This is a genomic window from Lancefieldella parvula (assembly GCF_963547875.1).
Classification (GTDB): Bacteria; Actinomycetota; Coriobacteriia; order Coriobacteriales; family Atopobiaceae; genus Lancefieldella; species Lancefieldella parvula_D.
In genome coordinates this window covers 87,590-108,576 of record NZ_CAUUSI010000004.1, presented here as the reverse complement: position 1 = coordinate 108,576, position 20,987 = coordinate 87,590, and the positions used below count along the sequence as shown (strand labels likewise).

Sequence of the window (20,987 nt, the reverse complement as noted above, 5' to 3'; positions counted from 1 at the left end):
CCTTTGCCCTGGTGGTCAAAAAATAGTTGACCTACTTTATCAGCATAAAGAAACATTTTTGAAAAGCGCTGTACAAATTAACAATTTAGCTACAAACGCGAGAAGACCTTACAAGCTGCAAGGTCTTCTCGCGAAATGGGCGTATATGAGTGTTGAGGACGACGCGGCGCGTAAAACTGAGGGCTATAACTTAGATTTTGCCGCCTTCAACGACAATGTTGTTTGGATCTACCTCGTCGCCATAAATTGGAGCGAGTGTCTCTTCATAGTCCTTGTGGAAGAAGTTCTCCTCTGCAAGAGGGCCGGTAATCTCGTTGTTGATAAACTCCAACACCGAGGAGTTGCCCTTGTGAACTGCAGCAGCGATAGTATCGGAGTCGCCCAGGTCATCAATGCCAACAACAAAGCCAGGGTTAGACTTAATCCATGCAAGTACCTCGGTATTATCGGTTGAGAAAGCATCGCCGCGGCCATCGAGCAGCGCGTTATACGCATCAGCATAGCTATCAAATTTGACCAGCTCAACTTTAGGCGCGTTCTTAGCAAACCAAACCTCGGCTGTGGTTCCCTTAGAAACAATAAGCTTCTTGCCGTCAAGCTGAGAAACGTCTGTAATTGGCGCAGAAGATGGAGAAACAACGCCCAGTTTAATCTTCATGTATGGCAGGGAGAAATCAACCTTCTCTTTACGGTCATCAGTTACCGTAAAGTTTGCCAGCATGATATCTGCCTTATTGGACTGCAAGAAAGGTACGCGGTTCTGTCCGTCAGTGGCAATGTAGTTGATCTTAACACCCATATCCTTTGCAAGGCGCTCTGCAAAAACAATGTCGTAACCAGCGTAATTGCCGTTTGCATCAACATAACCAAAAGGAGCCTTGTCGCTAAAGACGCCGATATTTACTGTGCCCGCCTTCTTGATGTCATCAAGAGTTCTGAACTTTGAGTCTGTATCAGAAGATCCACCCTGAGCTCCGTCGGAATCCTTTTTCTTGCAAGCAGCCAAAAGAGCTGCAGCAGAAAGTGCGCTTGCACCAAGGAAAGCACGGCGAGAAAGAGAAGTGGAAGTATTTTCAAAGAAGTTCATTTCAAATCCTAACAAGTTGTATCAATTACTACATCATCTACGTGCAAAAACACGTTGTTTACTTATGCACACGTTCAAACTCAAAGGTGCGCAAAAACTCTTGTGCCCTTTCTGTTTTAGGTGCCGAGAAAAACCCTTGTGCATCGGACGACTCTTCTACGATGTGTCCCTGATCAATCAAGATGACTCGATCAGCAACTGCTTGAGCAAAGCGCATCTCGTGAGTTACCACCAGCATGGTCATTCCCTGCTCTGCTAGCTCCATAACTACCTGCAAAACCTCGTGAACCATCTCGGGGTCAAGAGCTGCGGTAATCTCGTCTAGCAAAAGAACTTCAGGGTTAGTCATAAGAGCACGAACAATTGCCACGCGCTGCTTTTGACCGCCGGAAAGAGCCGATGGGTAGGAGTCTTTCTTCTCCCACAGTCCCACACGACGCAGCAGTTCTTCTGCCTGTGCCAAAACCTCATCCTCTGAGCGCTTCTGCACTACCTGAGGAGCCAGAGTTACATTTTTCAAAACCGTCATGTTGGGGAACAAGTCATAGCTTTGAAAAACCATACCAATGCCTGCTGCGGCGCTTTCCCTCTTCTGACCAGAAATAACCTGATCGTGGAGAAGCACTTCTCCCCCTTGGATATCTTCCAAGCCAACAATGGCGCGAAGTAGCGTAGACTTACCGCAACCGGAAGGTCCCAACACCACAACTACCTCGCCTTTATTGATGGAGAGCGAGATCTTGTCAAGCACGGGTTTCTCGCTTGAGGGATATACCTTAGTGAGGTCCTTAACTGCTAAAACGGTGTTACTCATGTGAGGCGCTCCTCTCAAGCCTGCGTGAAAGATACGAAAGCGGGAAGCAGGCAGCAAAATATAGGAAGAAAATAGCTCCGTAAATCCAAAGTGCTCCGTCGGTTGGGAACTTGAAACGATAAAAATCGGTGATCTGACTTCCAACTCTAAGCAACTCAACTACGCCAATCAGATTACAAAGTGACGTTGTCTTAATCATGCGTGTAATCAGGTTGATGGCTGGTGGCAAAAGGCGTTTGAAAGCCTGGGGCAGAATGACCTTAAAGAACGTTTGCTGGCGAGAAAGGCCAAGTACAAATGCGCTGTCATACTGAGATGCTGGAATTGACTCCAACGACCCTCGTACCAGGTCTCCAAGCTCAGCGGCTCCCCAGAAGGTAAAAACTACAATTGATGCCTCAATACCATCAAAGTTGACATCAAACCATTCAGAAGTACCAAAGAACACTACAAAGAGCAGCACTAGCTGAGGCATAACACGAACAATCTCAAGGTAAACACGAAGAATTGTGCGAACAACCTTGTTGTTGGATGTCATAAAAAGTCCAACGAGAACACCAAGAGGAATAGAAAGTGCCACGGAGATAAGGCCGATGTGCACCGTTGTTGCAAGACCTCCAAGAAGGCGCACTATCACTCCGTCCTGCAGCAAAATGTTATCGACGGGCATAGTCAAGCCTCCTCTCCAGCCAGCTACCAAGCAAAGAAATAGGAACAAGGATAATCACATAGGCAACTACCAGCATAAAGAGGGCTTCTGTAGTGTCGTATTGCATGCCAATAATGTCTTTGGTTACATACATCAAGTCTGCCAAGGCAATGCCGGAAACAACGGAAGATTCCTTAATCAAGAAAATGACGTTAGCAACCAGACCTGGAATTGCTACAGAAAGTGCCTGTGGAAGAATTACATGCTGGAGCGCTTGAATCTTTGAGAGGCCCAAAACCTTTGCAGACTCAAACTGAATAGTTGCAACTGATTCAAAGCCTGCGCGAAACACCTCTGCCATATAGGAGCCACCAAGAAACGTTAAACCCACAACAGCAGCTACTTCTGCATCCATTTTGAGACCAACTTTAGTTAGGCCAAAGTAGATTAGAAACAGCTGAATAAGCAGGGGTGTTCCTCTGGAAAGCTCAACATAAACAGCATTAAGCTGACTTAAAACAGGAATTTTTGTCAGCGAAATCTGAGCACTTATCAAACCAACGATAAGCGAGAAGAAAACTCCAAAGAAAGAGATAGTGAGTGTTATTTTTGCAGCTTCTGCATACAGTGGGAGGTGTTCCCCTATGAAGCTCCAGTCCATGCGAATAAATCCTCTCGGGATGTGCGAATACTCACACAAGAGTTACAAAATAGCTTTACGCCCGAGTCTGTACCAGGAAAATTTTGCTCAGCGACAATTACACCCTGGTCATATGTGACCCGGGCACCAGACACATCGCGGTGCATGCACAAAGTGCAGTGTATGTCGTAGCCATAATTCGCATGCGTATAATCCTAGTCGCAACTAGGATATTGTCAACTCACAATTGGTAAATTTTTTGATAATGGAAAATTCCTTCACCAAATCCTCAACTGTCATACGTGCGTTAGCGGGACTTGTAGAAGGTAGTTGACGTGCAGAAATACCAGTTTGTTGCTCAGTGTAGCGCTTATAAAATTTTGTTGCGGTGCCGCCTAGCGTAAAAATAGCGCAGATTGATGAATCTTGAATAAGAGCGCCAATATTGTGTGGAACTGGATTTGCAATAGAAGCGTCGCTTGCACCCTTAATATCACAAGCCTTAAGCACATCACAAAGAGCAAGATGATGTCTTTTGCAGAAGTCAATCTTTTCAGGTATGGACTTGAGGGGTTTCTCACCATATAACGCGGCAACTACGCGCCAGAATCTATTCTGAGGATTGCCAAAGTAAAAGCCAATTTCTCGAGACTTGGGACTAGGCATTGATCCCAAGAGCAACACGCGAGAGTCCGGGAAAATAATGGGATCAAGCGTGTTCTCTACATGCGCAAGCACTGTTTTTGTACTATCGCCGGCAGGCCGTGGCGTCTTCACAGCCACAGCTACTCGCCTTCTTGCAGCGGCTCAACAAACTCCTGCAAATCATCAAGGCGCAGTACAGTTACTTGGCCATAGCCGGCTCCACCTGTAGTGCCCGTGTCAATTCCCCACTTATCGCCATCTGACTGGACCCATTGCGCAAGGCCATCAGGAGTAGTGGCGCTACGATTCAAGTTTTTTGCACCAAAGCTTGCTAACAAAGGCGTGGGTGTATGGCCGCAAATTACAACGGGATACGCTGCTTCTGACGTGCGGAAATCCGTAGGATATTGCCAAAACTCTTCACGAATCCACAAAAGATCATTTTCAGACTGCTTGCTTAAATACTGCTCCAAAGAAGTCTTATCCCAGGCGGTTGGCAAGGGAACACCATTGGACCTTACGCCCGCATGTACCAGAACAAAATCTCTGCCTTGGACCTCAACGGTGGCGTACAAAGGAAGCGCCTGCAACCAGTCAATCAACTCACTATATTCTTCTTCAGAAAGCGTCTTGAGCTCAGCAAGCGTTGCGTCTCCCCCGTTAATCTGCCACATAAACTGAGCTTCAATATCTGCCTCTGGGTCCAACGCTTGCAGCGCAAGCTGCTCATGATTGCCCATTAAAACGGTGCAGTTAGGAAGCGCGCGAATTGTCTTAATAGTGGCAAGCGAGCTAGGACCACGGTCAATCATGTCGCCAAGACAATAGAACACGTCTGACTCAGTTGGATTAATACGCTCTAGAGCACGCCTAAGCGGCTCTACATGACCGTGAATATCAGAAAAAACGTACGTTGCCACAAAAACCTATTCTGTCGAACCTTCACCTGCAAGCGTCTGACCATCAAAGTTCAGATTTTGCGTAAGCTCTTTTGCAGTATCAAGATTAAAGTCTGGCGAGAAGAAAACGTCAAGTGCATACGGCACATTTGCCAATGCATGGTCATACAAATCCCAGAAGCTCTCTTTGCGCACCTCTCCCGTAAAAGGATCAGTCCACTCATTTCCCGCCCTGTTATCAAAATCAGAATCAGAGGATTCCCTTGCCCCGTGAGAGAGTGCCTCAATCAAAGAGAACCTATTTGTACCAAAGGTACGCTCAAGATGACCAAGTAGCTTTCTCTTCTTACCTGTTGGCGAATATGCTAGATGCTGGATAATCCTAAAATCAACAGCAGCTGACGAGAAAATCCTGGTATCGGTAGGTTTTTCATACGTCCATAGCAACGCAAAGAAAAACACCCTATCCAAAACGTAAAGCGTATGCAGCGATGCCTTCAAAACCTCGCTATAAGGTCTATAGGTAGCTACCGTTTTACCAAGATGGGCATAAAGAATTGCCTCATCAAGGTCCTTCTCGATCTCTGCATGTACTTGATTTTTAGCAGATTCATCCAAGCCCTCTACGCCTTGAGAGGTAAGCATGTTTTGCCAGTAATAGACAAAGGGATGAGCAGTGGAATCAAGCATATAGTGGCAGAGGAATCCCGCAATATAGGCGCGAGCAACCGCAACATCTTTAAGTGGCAGAGGCGCAATTGCGTCTCGCATAGAAAGAAGAAGTTCAGGCGTTTTTTCTTTATGCATGATCGACGCATATTTAGCGTAGCGATGCAGCAGCGGATCTGCTGCTAAATAAAACAGCGGATCTGGACCTTGGTTGCCCAACAGAAAAGCTTCTCTCTCTTCCATCGTAGAAAAACCAAGTTTGCCTGCAGCTATATCAAAGGCATCCTTACCAAAGAAGTCATGAGTCAAAATTGCGGGCATGTCCATTCCTTTCAGATTGCTACCATCCATTTTACCCAGCAATGGCTCAGTACGTTAGAGAGAATATAAAACAGCATGTAGTCACTATTGTGAGCAAGTTACCTCTAAGCTCTCTTCAGCTACCGTCTGCCGATTAATACGCCTTACCCCCTGTAGTAATACTTAAATATTTGATATCTTTAAACATACTTGGGGGAGATATTTTCTGTCTAAGCCATCTAGCTTGTATTGCGACTACAAGCTGGGAAAGTAAGGATCTAAGGAGTGAGGCATTCCTTACGGCACAGTAAAGAAAAATCTGTAAAGACAGAGAATATCTAATTGAGGGGAGCAATCATGGCACGCTGCTATGAGAAGCTTATCTCTGCAGGTAAAAATAGTCTCTGCAGAGCCAAAACATCACGTTCTTCTCACATGAAGAAGCGTGAGTAACATGAATACGGCAAGAAAAATCAAACTCTATAGGATGCTTACGGCCCTTGCCTATGGTGACGCCTATGGCATGCCAACAGAGATGATGTCACCACACCAAATTGATTTTGCGTTTCCTGATGGAGTTCAGAGTCTTTCAAGTCCACCAAAAAACGACTTCTTTGGAAGACCTTTTACCGCAGGTCAAACCACAGATGACACCGCAAACGCAATCATTCTGACTAAAAATCTCATTGATAACCAGGGTATTTTTAATCAGTCAAGCTACTTTGATGCGCTAGAAAATTATGTGGCAACAGAGCCAAATGCTGCCCAGGTGGTTGGCCCCTCCACAAGAGCTGCACTAGCCAATCGACTTTCTGGTCACTCACTTAAAACGTGTGGACGCCTTGGTACCACTAACGGATGTGCCATGAAGTGTGCTCCATTGGCTTCAATTGTGAGCTGGAAAGACAAACATGCGCTCATTAACAGCGTTACTGAACTTGCGCTTCCCACGCACGGAACCAACGTAGCTATCATGGGCGCAGCAATGATTGTGGCCGCCATAAGCAGAGGTCTTTCTGAAAACTCGTTTACGGTAGAGGACGCTCTTGAAACTGCTTTAAGTTACGGACACCGAGCTCTCTACACAAAAATTGGTACACAAATGCCTATGCCCAGTATGTATCAAAAGTGCATCATGGCGCTGGAGTTTTGCGAGGGTGCCAAAAACCTTGAGGCTCCCCTAGCAGCATCAAGAGACATCTACGACTACTGCGGCTGTGGTTATGAAACTATAGAGACCATCCCTGCAGTTCTTGCGGTAGTTAAGCTCTCTCAAGGAAAAGTCTCTAGAGCAGCAAGAATAGCTGCAGAAATGGGTGGAGACACGGACACCATTGGGTCTATTGCCTGCGCTATTTGTTCACAGATTCACTATGACGTTTTGCCTGATGAAGTACGTCTGCTTGAGCGCGTCAATGGATACCAGTTTGAAAAACTTGCAAACGATTTGGAAAACGCCACTTCCCTACCGTATGATGTAGCTATCTAGTTTGCGCTCTTTGCGCCATAGCATACGTTTCTTGTAGGAGGCGCCATGAGCTCCTGTGCTCTTATCGATTTGCATGTCCACCTTGATGGATCAATCCCACTTCCTGCCGCAGCTCAACTTGCAGCAGATGCGGGACTTGATTTCTCTTTGGCTGAACTCAAAGAAAAGATGCAAGTCCCGGCTCATTGCCAGGATCTTAACCAGTATCTTGCAACATTTGAGCTGCCGCTCAAGCTTATGCAGTCAGCACAGGGCATTCGTACGGTTGCAAAGGCATTTCATGAGCAGCTTGACGCAGAGGGCATTCTCTACGCTGAACCCCGCTTTGCACTAGGAAGCCTTACTGCAGAAGGTCTTTCTCAGCAAGAAGTCCTTGAGGCTGCTCTTGCTGGTAGAGCTGACTTCTATGCAGAGCATCCACAGTCAGCACTCCACACGGCATACCTTATTTGCGCTATGCGTGGCACAGGTGAAAAGCTTAAGCACAAAAATGAAGAGTCAATTGATCTGGCTGCAGCGTACCTTGGCAATGGCGTCGTAGCAGCAGACTTAGCAGGAGCAGAAGCGCTCTTTGCCACAGAGAATTTCTCGTCACTTTTTGCTGAAGCACAAAGAAAAGACGTTCCTTTTACTATCCACGCGGGAGAAGCTGCTGGTCCAGAAAGCATCAAGGCTGCGCTTCGACTTGGCGCACAACGTATCGGCCACGGCGTTCGATCCTTGGAAGACAAAAGCGTTATCCAGGACCTCAAAGCTGCAAATGTTGCCCTTGAGATTTGCCCTACCAGCAACGTTCAGACGCGCATCTTTGAGTCAATTGAGTGCTTCCCGCTTGAGCAACTGCTTGATGCTGGCTTAACGGTTACTATCAACACGGACAACATGACTGTCTCCAACACTACGCTCTCGCGCGAGTTTGAACTTTTACAGCAGCACTGCGGTCTAGACAAAAATACCGCGCGTGAGCTTGCTGAAAATGCTGCACGTGCGGTATTTAGTGATTCTAGCGAGAAGGATCGTCTACTTGCCTACCTTAGGCAATAGTAGCCTCATATCCTGCCTGAACAACAGCGTCAACCAATACGCTATCAGCAACATCAGAAGACAGCTCAACTACAGCGCTCTTCTCGTCAAGCGAAACGGTTGCCTTAGAGACACCCTCGACAGCCTCAAGAGCCTGTGTGACGTGTGCAACACAGTGCTGGCAAGACATGCCCTCTACGTTTAGTTTCTTCTCCATATAAGATTCCTCCTTCTGTGACGCGGATGCGTCGTTTGTGGACTTAGTTTGAACGTCAATGACTGGTTTTGTGTCATGAGCGTCTTGGCGAGTTGCTGAGTCGGCATTCTTTGGCTTCCAGGTACGCAGGCGCAGTGCATTGCATACAACAAAGACTGACGAGAAGCCCATGGCGGCTGCACCAATCATAGGGTTCAGCGAAATGCCAAATGGATACAACAGGCCCATAGCAACAGGGATACAAATGGTGTTATAGAACAGAGCCCAGAACAGGTTTTCTTTGATGTTGGTCATAGTGGCACGAGAAAGCTCAATTGAAGTTGCAACATCAGCTGGATCAGACTTCATCAAGACAATGTCAGCGGACTCAATAGCAACATCGGTACCTGCACCAATTGCAATTCCCACATTTGCTCGCGCGAGTGCTGGAGCATCGTTAATGCCATCGCCTACCATGACAACGTTTTCTCCAGCATCCTGGAACTGCCTAATGTAAGACTCTTTTTGGCTTGGCAAGACGTCAGAGATTACCTGGTCAACGCCAAGCTCCTTACCAATGACGTTTGCCGTTGTTGCCTGATCTCCAGTAAGCATGACGGACTTAACGCCCATAGCACGAAGACGAGCAATGGTAGATGCGCTAGTTTGCTTAACCTTATCGGCCACAGCAATAACACCAAGAAGCTTACCCTCAAGTGCAAAGTACAGCGGTGTTTTTGCCTGTTCAGCTAGCTGCTGAGCCTGGGAAGTCAACTCTTGTGTGCTGACGTTCTCCTGCTCCATCAGACGAGCGTTTCCTGCTACAAGGCGTTTCTCGCCAACCGTTGCTATGAGGCCGCCACCAGCAACCTGTGAGAACTCCTGTACATCAAGAGAGCTGCCTGCAGACTCTCCAAGCTTCTCTTGAGCATACGTAACAATAGCCTGCGCAAGTGGATGCTCACTCTTTTGCTCAAGCGCATATGCATACTCAAGCAGCTGATCCTCGGAGGTACTATCTGCAAAAAGTACGTCAGTTACACTTGGCTTGCCCTCAGTGAGCGTTCCTGTCTTATCAAGAACAACCACGGTCGCCCTAACCGCACCCTCAAGCGCCTCGGCGGACTTGACCAAAATACCATTTGAAGCGCCCAGACCAGTGCCCACCATAATGGCGGTAGGCGTTGCCAAACCAAGTGCGCAAGGGCACGAAATAACCAGAACAGCAACAGCATGCGACAGAGCAACTGCAAAGTCACCGGGAGCCACAAAGACAAACCATGCCGCAAACGTGACCAGCGCAATTCCAATGACAACGGGGACAAAGACGCCAGCAATACTGTCAGCAAGACGCTCGATAGGTGCTTTGGAGCTTGTTGCCTCGTCAACCAGGCGAATGATGCCTGCAAGGGTAGTGTCATTGCCAACAGCGGTGGCACGCATCTTAAACCAGCCACCGGTAGATACCGTTGCGCCGGTCACGGAATCGCCAACGGTCTTACTTACAGGAACGGGCTCTCCGGTAATCGCGGACTCATCGACAGATCCTTCTCCTTCGATGACTTGGCCATCAACAGGAATTGACTGTCCAGCCCTTACCACAAGCACGTCTCCCACTACAACGGTCTCTGCAGGAACTTCCTGCTCAATACCGTCTTTGACGAGAATAGCCGTCTTTGGAGCAAGGTTCATAAGTGCGCTAATTGCACCTGTGGTATGACCCTTTGCGCGTGCCTCAAAGAACTTGCCCAGGGAAATCAGAGCAAGAATCACACCTGCGGTCTCAAAGTACATGCCGTGCATTGCTTGGTGAGCTGCAGCAACATCTCCTGCAATAAAAGCATTTGCCATCTGATACAGACTAACAACACTGTAAGCAAACGACGCTGCTGAACCTATCGCAATGAGTGAATCCATATTAGGCGAGCCATGCAAAAACGCGCGGAATCCGCCAATAAAATAGTGACGACAAATAAAGAGAATAGGAATGCAAAGCAAAAGCTCAGTAAGAGCCAAGTTCATCATGCCATTCATTCCAGAAACAGCAGATGGAACAGGTGCTCCTATCATCTCACCCATGGCAAGATAGAGAAGTGGAATGGCAAACGCCATTGAGGAAATAAGCTCGACTCTCTTCTGCTTCACCGCCTTTTCTGAAGCATCGGTAGCATCTGCCTTAGTAGCTGCGTCAGAATCTTTTTTGTCGCTACGAGGTGTTGCCTCATAGCCTGCTTTGCTTACTGCGTCAGAAATCTGCTTAAGGGTGTCTGGATTACCGTCGTAATCAACTTCCATAGAATTCTTAAGCAGATTAACGCGAGCCTCAGAGACACCAGAAACAGAATTTGCCGCCTTCTCTACGTGCGCAGAACAACTTGCACACGTCATTCCTTGTACATCAAAAACTTTCTGATCCATAACGCCACCTTACATAAATCGCTTAAAGAGGTCCATGACCTCATCAATAACTTCTGTATCACCCGACTGGATGCGGTCAACTACGCAAGACTCCAGGTGATCCTGCATTACCTCTCTTGATATGGCCTTAACCGCAGACTCAACTGCTGCAAGCTGAATAAGGATATCTCCGCAATAACGATCCTCGTCAATCATTGTTTTAATGCCATTTAACTGGCCGATTGCACGGTTAATACGGCGAGAAACCCCGCTTTTAAGTTCGCTTGAGCGAGGGATTGCCTTGTGATCACAATGACAGCATGTCTTTTGTGATTGGCCGTCTTTCTGAGCCATCTGTCCTCCTTTATATACCCTAAGGGGGTATTAGTTTCTGTAAACAGTATACCCCCATAAGGTATTTTTATGCAACAAAAAAACAGCGACCGAAGCCGCCGTTTTTTATCTACCTATGAAAGAGAAACTCAGCACTCAAAAATACGTGCTATTCATCGTCCTCTTGATCTTCTACACTTCCCTCAACAAGACCTAAAGTACTCTGTGCATCTTCAAGGCTCTCTAATGCAGTAACACCTCTGAGCTTGCGGTTCATAGCCTTTGTTCTAGTAGTAAGAATCTTATCAATAGTGGTTTCTGCAGTTCTAATCTGTTTTTGAGCCTTCTCAAGCTGAGCCTGATACGTCTCAAACTCTGTCTTAACCGCAGAGAGTACCTTTTGAATTTCGTCGGCATGCTTCTGAATAGCAACAGATTGAAATCCCATTTGAAGACTGTTAAGAAGGGCAGCCATAGTGGAAGGTCCACACACATTAACGCGATACTCTCTCTGTAGCTGCTCAAGCAAACCCGTCTGACTGACTACCTCTGCATAAAGTCCCTCAAAAGGAAGGAACAAAATAGCAAAGTTAGTTGTCTCTGGTGGGGCAATATACTTTGTAGAGATATCTTTTGCCTCTGCCTTAATTCGAGTCTCTAGGCCCTTTTTAGCAGCAGCAATCGCCTCCTCATTACCTGCATTGATTGCATCCACTAAATGCTCGTACGTATCTCCTGGGAACTTAGAATCAATAGGAAGCCAAACAGTCTCCCCTGACTCTCCAGGCAGCTTAACGGCAAACTCCACGCGCTCGGTAGAGCCAGAAATGGTGGCAACATTCTCTTCGTACTGCTCTGGAGAAAGAATGTCTCTTAGAATTGCTCCAAGCTGGATTTCTCCAACAATTCCGCGAGTCTTAACGCCAGAAAGCACCTTTTTTAAGTCTCCAACACCCTCTGCAAGGCCGCGCATTTCTCCCAAGCCTTGATGAACTTGCTCAAGTTGCGTAGATACGCGCTGGAACGATTGGGTCATACGCTCATCAAGCGTTTTCTGGAGTTTCTCGTCAACGGTCTGGCGCATAAGCTCAAGCTTTGCTTCATTCTCTTTACGCATGTCGCTGAGCTGTTTGTCAACAGTCTCTCTAACCTTACCAAGCTGCTCAGTTGAAGCCTGGGAAGTTGATTTCATGTTGTCATCCACACGACGCTGAAAAGCATCAAAGCGAGCATCAAGCTGAGCAATGCGCTGGTCAGTCTGCTTCGTCTGATTTTGCAGTGTTGAGGTGAGCTTTTGATCAACTACCTCTCTTACCTTCTCAAGCTTTGTATCCATAAGCTCTTGCATTTTTGCCATGTTATCCGTAACACGACGATCCAACTCTTGGGAGCTTCTTATAAGCTCTGCAGATGATGTTTGACTTTGCTCTTGCAGCGTCTTTACTTGCGAAAGCTTAGAGGAAAGTGTGACAAGGCTCACGATAAGCACAATGACAACTACAGCCAAAACTAACAGCACAAGCAAATCCACAAGACTCCCCTAACTCATAGCAGAACAAACAAACGCAAACACAGCAAACGCAATCTGAGTGTTAACCAAAAATACCGTAGATTACTTCTGCAATGCTATTGGTAATGCTCTCTACGAAATTCACAAATGGATTATCGGAATCAACGTCTTTATCTCCATAAGGATTAGTAAAGTAATCCCAGAACTCTTCCCAATAGTTTTGCTGGCGATAATACCTATAGGAATCATCATCTTCAGTGCGATCCTGCTTATCATCAGTATCGTTGTTTGTTTCGTTCTTGCTGTTCTTTTCTTTCTCTTTCTTAGTAGAAAGCGTCTCATCAGAACCAAGCGTGACGTTGATAGTAAGGCGGTCTTCTCCACGCATGATTTCTACAGGAACGGTCTCTCCAATCTTGTGAGAGCGAACGGCAATAATAGCTGCATCAGCAGAAACTACGCGCTCTCCACCAATAGAGACAATAACGTCACCCTTTTTAATACCAGCACCCTCTGCAGGACTATCATCAAGAAGGCCTGCTACATACGCACCGTAATCTACCGAGAGATCATTGCGCTTTGCAACTCGAGGAGTAACGGTCTGCATAGAAAGACCAATATAGGCATGCTTAACTTGCTGGCCAGAAAGAATCTGATTTGCAATATCAATGGCATAGTTAGAAGGAATTGCAAAACCAATACCCGCAAATGACTTGGTATCTGACGAGAACAACGTACAAATACCCACAAGCTGACCATTAGAGTCAACCAGAGCGCCGCCAGAATTACCTGGGTTAATAGCTGCATCAACCTGGATGAGGTTTGCATAAATAGTGGTTTCTCCACCCTCTGTCTCAAGCATATCTCCACGAGAAAGTGCGGAAACAATACCTGCAGAAACAGAGTGATCAAGACCAAATGGACTACCAACACTCATAACCCAACTACCAGGAGCCAAGTTATCGGAATTACCAATCTCAATTGGAGTAAGGCTATCTCCTTTAAGATCTGCATGAAGAACGGCCAGGTCGGAGGTTGGATCTGTACCAACAACAGTACACTCATACTCTTTATCATTAACGGAGATAGAGAACGTATCCATACCCTCAATGACGTGGTAATTGGTAAGAATGTCTCCATTTGTGTTCAATACAACGCCAGAACCGGTTGAGCCTGATGAATCACTGGTAGCCTTAACGGACACAACCGAAGGCAAAACCTTAGAAGCTACCGTTTCTGCCGTCTTAGTATCAGTTGGTTCTGCAGCAGGACGAGACGTCGCAGCTTGAGAAATAGTTGCCTGACCAGATACTGCAGGAAGCTTAGAAATTCCCTCTCCCAAAGCAATGGTAGGAACACAAGCAACGGCAAAAGCAATTGCACAAGCTGTTCTTTTTACACTTGAGCTTTTGAACATAGACATAAATCCAGTCTGCTCAACTGGCGAGAAACGCTTATAACCAGCGGAATCTGTGGTTAAACCATGTGCTTGGTTCTCCATAGACATCCTCCTTAACATCACTTTGATGCAAACAACTAACGCACATAATTCTGCGCTAAACATCAATTTTTCAATATGTGTATTCTACCCGTTATACCGGACAAAAATTCGTTTCTCATTATGAGAAAGACGTGCGGGAGTCCTGCTCGTAAGAAAGAAGTTTGCAGATCCCATTAAATGCAGTCTGTACCTGCGATTATGCTCTAAACAGATAGCCTACGCCACGAACCGTCTCAAGATGAGCGGCTGCTTGAGGACCAATCTTTGAGCGAACACGCCTTACGTGAACGTCTACTGTTCTAGTGCCACCACAGTACTCAAAGCCCCAAACGCGCTGCAAAAGAGCCTCACGCGAGTATGCACGAGACGGATGGGTTGCCAAGAATGACAGCAGCAGATACTCCATATACGTAAGATCAACAGGAGATTCATCAATATAAACCTGATACGTTGCCAGGTTAATCTTTATATTGTCAACAATAACCAAATCTCTAGAAGTGCTCTCGGTACCTGGCCACAAAAGCAGCGAGCACCTAAGGCTAAACTCCTGGATAGTTGCAGTAGACAAAATAAAATCGCTCTTGCCCTGAACAGGCAGAACAAACTTAGAAAGATTATCAAGGTCAGCAACAAACAGGCGAGCAATTCCGCCATTTTGCGCAGAATAATTCTCTACCGTGCTAATAACATCCTGGGAAAGTTCTTTCTGATCAAGAATAATCAGGTCAAAGGTATGACCAGAAGCCGCAGCCTGAGAAAATGAGGCTGCGTTTGCAAGAGCAATAGACACATCAATGACATGCGAAAGTTCACGCATACGTTCATGTAAGCGTGTCGTTGCAGATACAAGAAGAATATTCTTGTGATGCATCGATTCCCCCTAGGATAAGCTTAATCTTATAAAGCATACCACAAGCTGCGAATAAAGAGCAGATATACCTTATTATCTGCAATTAGGGCGAGAAGATCTTCTCGCCCTAAATTATTTTTTACGTTTGCGTATTAATTCTAAAAAGTATGGGTTTTACGCAATAGCGCCAATGAACTCAGCTGTTCGAGGGTTTTGTGGATTGTTGAAGATGACATCAGGAGTACCTTGCTCAACTACCACTCCCTCTTCCATAAAGACCACGCGATCTGCCACGTCTTTTGCAAAACCCATCTCGTGCGTTACCACAATCATGGTCATACCAGAGTTCTTTGCCAGATTACGCATGACGTCCAAAACACCACGAACAAGCTCAGGGTCAAGCGCGGAAGTTGGCTCATCAAACAGAAGTACATTTGGATGCATAGCAACGGCACGAGCAATTGCTACACGCTGCTGCTGCCCACCGGAAAGCGCACCAGGCTTGAAGTCTGCTCTATCGGCAAGGCCAACCGCCTCAAGCTGCTTTAGTGCCTCTGCTTCTGCCTCTTCTTTTGACTTTCCTAGAACCTTAATCTGACCAATCATTACGTTCTCTTTAACCGTTAAATGACCAAACAGATTGAATTGCTGAAAGACCATTCCCACATCTCTACGAAGCGCATTTACCTCTGCCTCGTTTGTGCACGTAATCTCTTGATCTTCAATAAGAATATGGCCTGCAGAAGGAGTCTCCAGCAGATTGATGCAACGGAGCATAGTGGATTTACCAGAGCCAGAAGGACCAAGCACAACCACAACTTCACCTGGCCAAACGGTCAGGTTAACGTCATTTAAGACATGCGTTGATCCAAACGACTTATTGAGGTGCTCAATACGAACAATAGGATGTTCACCTGACTCGAAAGCATGGTTAGTAAGCGGCTTATCGCGCTCAAATGCCTCTTGTGCAGCAACTTCAGCATCCAAGGCAGGTTGTTCTGTGTTCGACTTCTTTTTGAAAGAAAAGAAAGACATTAGTTTTCCTCCTTGGAGATAGCTTGAGTCTTACTATCTGCGGAACTCGCTGTTTTACCAGTTTCTGACTGCTCCATGCGTTTCTCGATAGTGCCAACTACCTTAATAAGTGGCAAGGTAATTGCCAAATAGAACAAAGCAGCTGTCATGTATGGCGTCATGTTTCCCGTTGAGGTGGTGAGGTTTTTAGCAAACATCATCAGCTCCATAACACCTACAGAAGAAAGCAGCGAGGTATCTTTGTAGGAAGTAATAAAGTCGCTGGTAAGAGGTGGAATAACACGGCGGATAGTTTGAGGAATGATGATAAACGTCATAGTCTGGAAACGATTCATACCAAGAGAGCTTGCTGCCTCATACTGACCCTGCGGAATTGACTGAATGCCCGCGCGGAAAATCTCTGAAAGATACGCAGATGAGTTAATAGCAACCACAATAAAGCCAAGCAAATTGGTGTCCAGATTGATATTTAACATGGGAAGACCAAAGAACAGAATATAAATCTGCAGGAAGAATGGGGTTCCACGCAACAAATTGATATATATCACCGCAAGTGCACGCAGGAGCGGATTCCTGGAAATCTTCAGCAGCGCAAAGCCCATTCCCAGCACAATAGCCACAGGATAGGCGCAAATTACAATTGCAAGACAAACGAGCCATCCAGGAAAAAGCATCACAACTGAAGAGACAATCAGTTGAGGCTTTAAGAACATGCCCAAAAAGTGATTGGAGTTCCACGCTTCAACCCAAGGCTGAGCATCAAGCCAATTCACTAGAGCCTGAACGGGCGTGTTAGGAATAATGGTGATTTCGGGAGAAGAAGCAAGCTTTTGAGTTCCCTGCTCAGTGGTATATGTTCCCTCAACAGTGTACGAACCGCCGTCAGCGGGAAACTTCATGCCGGAAATCTCTACACGAATAAGCTTCTGAGCGCCCACGGGTGTTGCAAAAGAGATAACAACCTGCGTTCCCTGTACGCTTGCAGTTGCCTCGATCTTCTCGCGCGTAAGACCTGAAAGAACGGTCACCTTAGTAGTTGCGCTCTGCAAATCGGAGCCCTCAGGAAGCTGCAAAGTAAGCTGAGAGACCTGCTCGTCCTCAACTGTTCCCTCCCAGGTTAAACGAGTCTCTTTGCCACCGATAACGCCATTGCCTTCTGTCTGATTTGACTTAACTGTTGCCTTATTTGTGGTGAGAGCAAAAACACTCTGAACAGAAAACGTACTCAAGGACATAAAGAACAGCCCACTCAAAAGAAGCGTGGCGAGAAGAACTACAAGCAGCGAGGAGTACGCACGATTATGCGAGAGCTTTGACTCAGTCGAAACATGAGCCGAACTCTGAGGCGCAGATTCAGCTTTGAAACTCGCAGATGACATGCACAAGGACAGTTGCTGTCCTGACATAGTTTTGTGCAAAAGTGCAATCACGTGATACTCCTTTAGAGCTTAGTTGCGATAAATCCTGATGAAAACAGTGAGTGCTTGAAGCCAAATCTGACTTCAAGCACTTTTGCTGAGCTGGTAAAACTAGATGTTAGAGCCAAACCATTTGGTTTTGAGAGCAGTCATGGTTCCGTCCTTCTCCATATCTGCAAGAACCTTGTTAATTGCTTCGGTCAGTGCAGGATTGTCTTTGGAAACAACAATGCCGTACTGCTCACCTGTTGGAATTTCTTTTGAAATAGTCAGATCAGAATATGAAGTGCTAATCAGATTGGAAGCAACAGGTAAATCGATGACCATAGCATCGTACAAACCAGTCTGGACTCCTGCCATAGCTGCAGCAACATCGTCTACAGAAACAATAGTTGCCTTTGGAAGGTTCTCCTTGGCCCAATCCTCGCCGGAAGTACCTGTCTGAACAACAACCTTCTTGGAAGCATCATTGAGCGTCTGCTCGGTCTCGGTGCTGCCAGACTTAACAACCAGGGACTGATTGGAGTCGAGGTAAGAAGTAGTGAAGTCTACCTCCTGAGAGCGCTCGTCAGTGATGGTAATGCCTGCGATAGCAACGTCTGCTTTGCCACCCTGCTTAATAGTTGGAACAAGAGTGTCAAACTTCTGGTTTGGCAGGTACGTAACCTCAAGATTGAGTCTTTTTGCAATCTCGGTAATAAGATCAACGTCAAAACCAACAGGAGTGGTTGAGTTACCTTCAAAATACTCAAAAGGTTGGAAACCAAGCTCTGCAACAACAGTCAGGTGACCCTTAGTTACCAGCGTATAGCTTGAATCAGAGGATGAAGTAGTACCCTGTTGCGCATTTTCTTGCTTAGATGACGAGCAAGCCATAAGACCAACAAGTGCACATGCCATAAAAACAGCAGCTACACCCTTTAGAGCATTCTTTTTAACGGCAGTAAACAGTGACGATTTCATATTTGCCTCTTCCTGAATAAATCTGAGCTGAAATTCATTGGAATGAATTATAGGAAGCAAATATGAAAAATCTACTTATAATTTTCATCATATTTCTCGTTTTTATTGCATAAAAACGGTGAAAAGAACAACTTCTTTGTATAAATGACTACTATTTAATCCTTCTATCCAATAAAGCCCAGGTAAAAGTAATTTTTTCAGTTCATAAAACGGTAACAATTCGAATAAGAAGGCTGCATTCTTTGCGTGAAACAAGGGTTTCTCGTCAAAAAACCCTGCTCTGAAAAAATCAGAACAGGGTTCAAAGGTACCTATAAACGCAAGCAGAATAGTTGCTTAGCAGCCAGCGTAATACTTTTGTGTATCCCAGTCAGTAACTGCCAGGCAATACTCACGCCACTCCTCTGCCTTGCGCTCGCACAGGTACGAGAAGATATGCTCACCAAGAACATCTTTAAGAAGCTCTGACTGCTTAAAGCGCTCAAGTGCCTCTCCAAGATTAATTGGGAGCTTCTCGCCATAATCGGCAGGATTTCCGCCTACAAACTCTTCAGGAAGCAAGAGGCCTTCTTCAATACCCTTAAGTCCAGCCATAAGCGTGACAGCATTAGCCAAATAAGGATTTGCAGTTGGATCAGGAATACGCAGCTCGGCACGGGTGGCAACATGCTTTCCTGGCTTATGCGTAGGAATACGAACCATAGCAGAACGGTTTTTACGACCCCAGGTTGCATAGGCAGGAATAGCATCACGATCAAAACGCTTATAGGAATTAACCGTTGGGTTAGTAATAAGCATGTACTCGGGAGCGTACTTAATAAGACCTGCAATGTAGTGTTGAGCAAGCTCAGAAAGGTGGGCTTCGCTCTCAGTCTTTGGAGCCCAGAACAGAGACTCGCCATCGTGGTCAAGAAGCGACTGATTCAAAAGCATAGCTGAGCCAGGAACTCCCTGAAGAGGCTTTGGCATAAACGAAGCAAACACACCGTGAAGTGTTGCAATATGTCTGATAACAAGACGAGCGGTAACAATGTTATCCGCGCAAGTTAGTGCTTCTGCATAACGGAGCTCAACGCCGTTTTGAGCAGGGCCAGCTGCATGGAAAGAATACTGAACAGGAATAGAAAGATTCTCAAGTGCACGAGACGTGGAGTAGCGAAGGCTATGGCTGAGATCAGCAGAATTCAAATCAAGGTATCCAGCCTGGTCAATAGGCTTTGGCTCAGTCCCACTCACAAAATAAAAATACTCAAGCTTAGGGCCAACATTTGCGACATAGCCAAGGTCTTCTGCCTTGATAAAAGCATTTCTCAGCACAAGGCGTGGATCGCCTGTAAAGGTCTCACGTCGAGGAGTCTGAATATCGCAGAATACGTTTGCAACTACACCGTCATCTGTCTTCCATGGAAGAATCTGGAACGTATCTGCGTCAGGGAATGCGAGAAGATCTGACTGCTCCTGAGAGGCAAAGCCGTCAACGTTGGAGCCGTCAAAACCAATGCCCTCAACAAAAGCCTCTTCTAGCTCCTCGGGGGAAATGGAGAGAGCCTTTAGTCCGCCGAGTACATCGGTAAAACAAAGGCGCAGGTAGCGGACGTCTCGCTCCTCTACCGTGCGAAGAATATAATCAATTTTCTTATCTGTACTCATATGGCCCTCCCGGGTCAGAAAACTGGAATCGTAACTACCATGACACATTCTTGTTACGGCTGTGTTTCCACTTCCCTGAAACCGGGTGAATGGCAAAAATTGTTAATGAAATTGTGACAATTGACCTATTAAGCGTCAAAAGCCTTATCGACGTCAGAAATCATTTTCTGAGCAACACCACAGTGTCCATCTCCGCCGTGATGAGTGCCACAGCTGCTGGATGAAGAGCAGCCAGAACAAGAGCCCTTTTTTGCACTCTTAAGTTGAGAACGCACACAAAGAGCGACAAGAGCAGCGACAATAAGGACAACCAAAATATCAATAGGACTCATACAGACACTCCTCAATTTGTTAACCATGGCATACTATACCCTCATTGCTTGCATGTATACGCTAAATCATAAATTATTTGCAGAATCTAAATTCTTACCAAAACAATTGAGAACTGCCATCTAAGTCAAAGTGAACTGCCTCCCATTTCTTGGACATAAGCAATGGGAGGCAGTTCATATGCGGGTGATTATGATTCTGCAGCGTGTTAGCGTCGGCTTTTGCGTTTGGCGCGCAAAATAGTGCAGCTTTGGTAGGTTCTGCCGAAGAATCGACATGTTCTTAATCAAGATAGCCAGGCAGCTAGGCGGTCACATTACCTGATATGCATATCTATGCATAAACTTCATCTAATATGCTTAAACATGAATAGACTTATATAAGAAATTTAACTACCGGTAAATTCTGTATCTACGGAACACACCTAAGTCAGATATTCTGCTCAGATGGGGGCATATTACACTTCTAAGTCAGATAATCTGCACGTTTGAGGTATTTTCAGCGTCATGTATACGTCTTTTTAACAGATTATCTGACTTAGGTGTGTTTTGAACTGCTTCCTATTTCTCGTATCTAAGAAATGGGAGGC

At 46.0% G+C, this 20,987-nt stretch carries 19 protein-coding genes; 2 read left to right on the top strand and 17 right to left on the bottom strand.

Translation table 11 applies throughout. The features are described 5' to 3' along the window. Positions 1-190: 190 nt before the first annotated feature. The 7 genes from RWJ96_RS03100 to RWJ96_RS03070 all read right to left on the bottom strand — a co-directional run bounded on the left by RWJ96_RS03100 (position 191) and on the right by RWJ96_RS03070 (position 5,724). Positions 191-1,087, bottom strand: coding sequence for a transporter substrate-binding domain-containing protein (locus RWJ96_RS03100; protein ID WP_314018888.1), 897 nt, complete (start codon positions 1,085-1,087; stop codon positions 191-193). 58 nt (positions 1,088-1,145) lie between these two features. After that, positions 1,146-1,901, bottom strand: coding sequence for an amino acid ABC transporter ATP-binding protein (locus tag RWJ96_RS03095; RefSeq protein WP_314018887.1), 756 nt, complete (start codon positions 1,899-1,901; stop codon positions 1,146-1,148). After that, a complete protein-coding gene (locus RWJ96_RS03090; RefSeq protein WP_314018886.1) occupies positions 1,894-2,571 on the bottom strand; it encodes an amino acid ABC transporter permease in 678 nt (225 codons plus the stop codon). Before RWJ96_RS03090 ends, RWJ96_RS03095 begins: the two co-directional genes overlap by 8 nt. Next, positions 2,558-3,211 (bottom strand): amino acid ABC transporter permease, encoded by a 654-nt coding sequence (locus tag RWJ96_RS03085; RefSeq protein WP_314018884.1) that lies wholly within the window; start codon positions 3,209-3,211, stop codon positions 2,558-2,560. Before RWJ96_RS03085 ends, RWJ96_RS03090 begins: the two co-directional genes overlap by 14 nt. 204 nt (positions 3,212-3,415) lie before the next feature. Then, the gene (locus tag RWJ96_RS03080) at positions 3,416-3,973 is read right to left on the bottom strand and encodes a DNA-deoxyinosine glycosylase (RefSeq protein ID WP_314018882.1); all 558 of its coding nucleotides are present in this window, start codon (positions 3,971-3,973) and stop codon (positions 3,416-3,418) included. Between the two features lie 2 nt (positions 3,974-3,975). After that, entirely contained in the window at positions 3,976-4,755 is a 780-nt protein-coding gene (locus tag RWJ96_RS03075; protein ID WP_314018880.1) for a metallophosphoesterase family protein, read from the bottom strand. A gap of 6 nt (positions 4,756-4,761) precedes the next feature. Continuing rightward, entirely contained in the window at positions 4,762-5,724 is a 963-nt protein-coding gene (locus RWJ96_RS03070; protein ID WP_314018878.1) for a zinc dependent phospholipase C family protein, read from the bottom strand. A 433-nt stretch (positions 5,725-6,157) separates the two neighbouring features. Between RWJ96_RS03070 and RWJ96_RS03065 the strand changes: the two genes are divergently transcribed. Together RWJ96_RS03065 and add are read left to right on the top strand one after the other, a co-directional pair. Next, positions 6,158-7,192, top strand: a complete 1,035-nt coding sequence (locus RWJ96_RS03065; RefSeq protein WP_314018877.1) for an ADP-ribosylglycohydrolase family protein — start codon at positions 6,158-6,160, stop codon at positions 7,190-7,192. A gap of 45 nt (positions 7,193-7,237) precedes the next feature. Further along, entirely contained in the window at positions 7,238-8,236 is a 999-nt protein-coding gene (gene add, locus RWJ96_RS03060; protein ID WP_314018875.1) for an adenosine deaminase, read from the top strand. On the opposite strand, the gene RWJ96_RS03055 is transcribed toward add, so the two are convergent. The 10 genes from RWJ96_RS03055 to RWJ96_RS03010 all read right to left on the bottom strand — a co-directional run bounded on the left by RWJ96_RS03055 (position 8,226) and on the right by RWJ96_RS03010 (position 20,400). After that, positions 8,226-10,829, bottom strand: coding sequence for a heavy metal translocating P-type ATPase (locus RWJ96_RS03055; protein ID WP_314018874.1), 2,604 nt, complete (start codon positions 10,827-10,829; stop codon positions 8,226-8,228). The two genes, add and RWJ96_RS03055, sit on opposite strands and share 11 nt — an antisense overlap. A gap of 9 nt (positions 10,830-10,838) precedes the next feature. Beyond that, a complete protein-coding gene (locus RWJ96_RS03050) occupies positions 10,839-11,162 on the bottom strand; it encodes a metal-sensing transcriptional repressor (RefSeq protein ID WP_314018872.1) in 324 nt (107 codons plus the stop codon). Positions 11,163-11,310: 148 nt separating this feature from the next. Continuing rightward, positions 11,311-12,672, bottom strand: coding sequence for a DNA recombination protein RmuC (gene rmuC / locus RWJ96_RS03045; protein WP_314018870.1), 1,362 nt, complete (start codon positions 12,670-12,672; stop codon positions 11,311-11,313). A 61-nt stretch (positions 12,673-12,733) separates the two neighbouring features. Next, on the bottom strand, positions 12,734-14,152 hold the full coding sequence (locus RWJ96_RS03040; RefSeq protein WP_314018869.1) for a trypsin-like peptidase domain-containing protein: 1,419 nt from the start codon (positions 14,150-14,152) through the stop codon (positions 12,734-12,736). Positions 14,153-14,348: 196 nt separating this feature from the next. After that, entirely contained in the window at positions 14,349-15,023 is a 675-nt protein-coding gene (locus RWJ96_RS03035) for a winged helix-turn-helix domain-containing protein (protein WP_035427982.1), read from the bottom strand. 153 nt (positions 15,024-15,176) lie between these two features. Next, positions 15,177-16,037, bottom strand: a complete 861-nt coding sequence (locus RWJ96_RS03030; protein ID WP_314018868.1) for an amino acid ABC transporter ATP-binding protein — start codon at positions 16,035-16,037, stop codon at positions 15,177-15,179. After that, on the bottom strand, positions 16,037-17,467 hold the full coding sequence (locus tag RWJ96_RS03025) for an amino acid ABC transporter permease (protein WP_314018866.1): 1,431 nt from the start codon (positions 17,465-17,467) through the stop codon (positions 16,037-16,039). The genes RWJ96_RS03030 and RWJ96_RS03025 overlap by 1 nt, the downstream gene beginning before the upstream one ends. A 99-nt stretch (positions 17,468-17,566) precedes the next feature. After that, the gene (locus tag RWJ96_RS03020) at positions 17,567-18,418 is read right to left on the bottom strand and encodes an ABC transporter substrate-binding protein (protein ID WP_314018865.1); all 852 of its coding nucleotides are present in this window, start codon (positions 18,416-18,418) and stop codon (positions 17,567-17,569) included. Positions 18,419-18,754: 336 nt separating this feature from the next. After that, positions 18,755-20,068, bottom strand: coding sequence for a glutamine synthetase family protein (locus RWJ96_RS03015; RefSeq protein WP_314018864.1), 1,314 nt, complete (start codon positions 20,066-20,068; stop codon positions 18,755-18,757). 128 nt (positions 20,069-20,196) lie between these two features. Then, entirely contained in the window at positions 20,197-20,400 is a 204-nt protein-coding gene (locus RWJ96_RS03010) for a FeoB-associated Cys-rich membrane protein (protein ID WP_314018863.1), read from the bottom strand. Positions 20,401-20,987: the final 587 nt, after the last annotated feature.

Bases quoted from the DNA above. Each gene is read 5' to 3' on its own strand.
- RWJ96_RS03050 (WP_314018872.1), bottom strand. From the start codon at position 11,162: ATGGCTCAGAAAGACGGCCAATCACAAAAGACATGCTGTCATTGTGAT.
- RWJ96_RS03095 (WP_314018887.1), bottom strand. From the start codon at position 1,901: ATGAGTAACACCGTTTTAGCAGTTAAGGACCTCACTAAGGTATATCCC.
- RWJ96_RS03030 (WP_314018868.1), bottom strand. From the start codon at position 16,037: ATGTCTTTCTTTTCTTTCAAAAAGAAGTCGAACACAGAACAACCTGCC.
- RWJ96_RS03040 (WP_314018869.1), bottom strand. From the start codon at position 14,152: ATGGAGAACCAAGCACATGGTTTAACCACAGATTCCGCTGGTTATAAG.
- RWJ96_RS03010 (WP_314018863.1), bottom strand. From the start codon at position 20,400: ATGAGTCCTATTGATATTTTGGTTGTCCTTATTGTCGCTGCTCTTGTC.
- add (WP_314018875.1), top strand. From the start codon at position 7,238: ATGAGCTCCTGTGCTCTTATCGATTTGCATGTCCACCTTGATGGATCA.
- RWJ96_RS03015 (WP_314018864.1), bottom strand. From the start codon at position 20,068: ATGAGTACAGATAAGAAAATTGATTATATTCTTCGCACGGTAGAGGAG.
- RWJ96_RS03085 (WP_314018884.1), bottom strand. From the start codon at position 3,211: ATGGACTGGAGCTTCATAGGGGAACACCTCCCACTGTATGCAGAAGCT.
- RWJ96_RS03070 (WP_314018878.1), bottom strand. From the start codon at position 5,724: ATGCCCGCAATTTTGACTCATGACTTCTTTGGTAAGGATGCCTTTGAT.
- RWJ96_RS03035 (WP_035427982.1), bottom strand. From the start codon at position 15,023: ATGCATCACAAGAATATTCTTCTTGTATCTGCAACGACACGCTTACAT.
- RWJ96_RS03065 (WP_314018877.1), top strand. From the start codon at position 6,158: ATGAATACGGCAAGAAAAATCAAACTCTATAGGATGCTTACGGCCCTT.
- RWJ96_RS03020 (WP_314018865.1), bottom strand. From the start codon at position 18,418: ATGAAATCGTCACTGTTTACTGCCGTTAAAAAGAATGCTCTAAAGGGT.
- RWJ96_RS03055 (WP_314018874.1), bottom strand. From the start codon at position 10,829: ATGGATCAGAAAGTTTTTGATGTACAAGGAATGACGTGTGCAAGTTGT.
- RWJ96_RS03100 (WP_314018888.1), bottom strand. From the start codon at position 1,087: ATGAACTTCTTTGAAAATACTTCCACTTCTCTTTCTCGCCGTGCTTTC.
- RWJ96_RS03090 (WP_314018886.1), bottom strand. From the start codon at position 2,571: ATGCCCGTCGATAACATTTTGCTGCAGGACGGAGTGATAGTGCGCCTT.